Origin of the sequence: Mesorhizobium sp. M2A.F.Ca.ET.037.01.1.1 (assembly GCF_003998075.1) — a bacterium.
Lineage (GTDB): Bacteria > Pseudomonadota > Alphaproteobacteria > Rhizobiales > Rhizobiaceae > Mesorhizobium.
This window is the reverse complement of record NZ_RZSA01001210.1, coordinates 1-1,738: the sequence shown is the minus strand read 5'-3', so window position 1 is coordinate 1,738 and position 1,738 is coordinate 1. Positions and strand designations below refer to the sequence as shown.

General features: G+C 66.3%; 3 protein-coding genes. 1 reads left to right on the top strand and 2 read right to left on the bottom strand.

Annotated elements, in window-relative coordinates; all coding sequences use genetic code 11:
* Window positions 1–2 precede the first annotated feature (2 nt).
* Entirely contained in the window at window positions 3–215 is a 213-nt protein-coding gene (locus EOA27_RS35190; protein ID WP_245491298.1) for a DUF680 domain-containing protein, read from the top strand.
* A gap of 83 nt (window positions 216–298) precedes the next feature.
* On the opposite strand, the gene EOA27_RS35185 is transcribed toward EOA27_RS35190, so the two are convergent.
* Together EOA27_RS35185 and purN are read right to left on the bottom strand one after the other, a co-directional pair.
* Window positions 299–814: a histidine phosphatase family protein gene (locus EOA27_RS35185; protein WP_126078169.1), complete on the bottom strand. Its 516-nt coding sequence runs from the start codon at window positions 812–814 to the stop codon at window positions 299–301.
* Window positions 815–1,007: 193 nt separating this feature from the next.
* Window positions 1,008–1,715: a phosphoribosylglycinamide formyltransferase gene (purN, locus tag EOA27_RS35175; RefSeq protein WP_126078168.1), complete on the bottom strand. Its 708-nt coding sequence runs from the start codon at window positions 1,713–1,715 to the stop codon at window positions 1,008–1,010.
* Window positions 1,716–1,738: the final 23 nt, after the last annotated feature.

Genomic DNA, 1,738 nt, shown 5'->3' with positions numbered 1-1,738 from the left:
CCATACTTCTCGCCATGGGTTCTGCCTTCGCCGGCAGCGATCATTACGGCGCGGACAACGTCAACCAGCCGACCGCCGGCGTCGATCGCGGGCTCACCGCCTCGGTACGCAAGCACGAGCCCGCCAAGCCTACCAATGTCGACACCTCGATGACCACCGGATCGGCGCCGTCGCAGGCCTGGCATGATCCGGGCCAGGGCATCTGGGGCAATTGAGGTTTAACGTCTCAGGCTTTGCCAAAGGCGGCGGGCTTGCTCCGCCGCCTTTGTTTGCGGCGGGAGATTGGCAGCTTCGGGGTCTACTCCAAATCCCTCGGCCTGACGAGATGCGTCAGCCGAGCGCCGCCGAAATCCAGATTCGCCCAGTTGCCCTTTACTGTAAACCGCGCGAGCGCCGCCGTCGGAAACTTCGCTTCGATCTTCTTGAAAACGCTCTCATCCGACCCGGCGCCGGCCAGCCGCAACACAAACTGCTGGAGGCCGGGGTTGTGGCCGATCACGAGCAGGTTGGTCGCCTTGACCTGCCGCACGTGCGCCAGGATAGCGCCGGCCTCCGCCTCGTAGAGCTCTTCCGCGAAATCCGCGGACACATGCTTCGGCAGCTCCTGGGCGACCAACCGCCAAGTATCGCGGGCGCGCAGCGCCGGCGAGACCAGAGCCAGATCCGGCAGCCAGCCACGCCGCGAAAGCTCGCGCCCGATCAGCGGCGCGGTCTTTTGCCCGCGCGGGGCGAGCGGCCGGTCGAAATCGGCAAGCTTGGGGTCATCCCAGCTCGACTTGGCGTGGCGTAAGATAAGCAATTGTCTCGCGGGCATTGTTCAGGACCACGATTGCTTGTCCAGTCGGGCGCGGGCCTTCTGCTTGATCTCGTCGATGTAGAAGGGGGCAAACGGGCCGCTGCCTAATCTGTCGATCCAAGCCTTACGCAGCCGGTCCGTTTCGGTTTGACCCAGGGGTTGGCTCCGCAGTTCAGGGGTAAGCGCCATGCTGCAATTCCCGGCCAGGGCCCTACGGCGTGATCCGCGCCAGATGCTCGAGGTCGGTCTCCTCGCGCAGCGGGTCCGGCGCCATCACGACCGAGCTTGCGTTCTCTGCATCGTCGGCGAAATGGGCAAGCACGGTGTGGCCCTTTTCCATGCTCGCCTTGCCCTCGGCGACGAGGCCTAGCGCCAGCGGATAGAGCCGATGCTCGGCCTTCAGCACGCGCGCGGCAAGCGTGTCCTCATTGTCGCCGACCATCACCGGCACGGCGGCCTGCGCGATGATCGGGCCGTCATCCATCTCCGGCGTGACGAAATGCACCGAGCAGCCATGGATGCGCACGCCCGCGCGGATCGCCCGCGCGTGCGTGTCCAGCCCCTTGAAGGCGGGCAGCAAAGCAGGGTGGACGTTGACCATGCGCCCCTGCCATTTCTCGACGAGGCCGCGGCCGAGGATGCGCATATAGCCGGCAAGCGCCACGATCTCGGCGCCGAAGCCGGTGAGCGCGGCGTCGAGCGCGGCGTCATAGGCATCCTTGCTCGCATGGTCGGCGCGCTGGATCACCTTGGTGGCGATGCCGCGCGACTGGGCGATGCCGAGGCCGGCGGCGTTCGCGCGGTCGGAGATCACGCCGACGATCTCGGCCGGATAGCTTGGATCGGCGGCGGCCGCGATCAGCGCCGTCATGTTGGAGCCGCGCCCTGAGATCAGGACGACCGTGCGTTTCCTGCTCATAGGCCGATCGAGCCCCTGTAGAT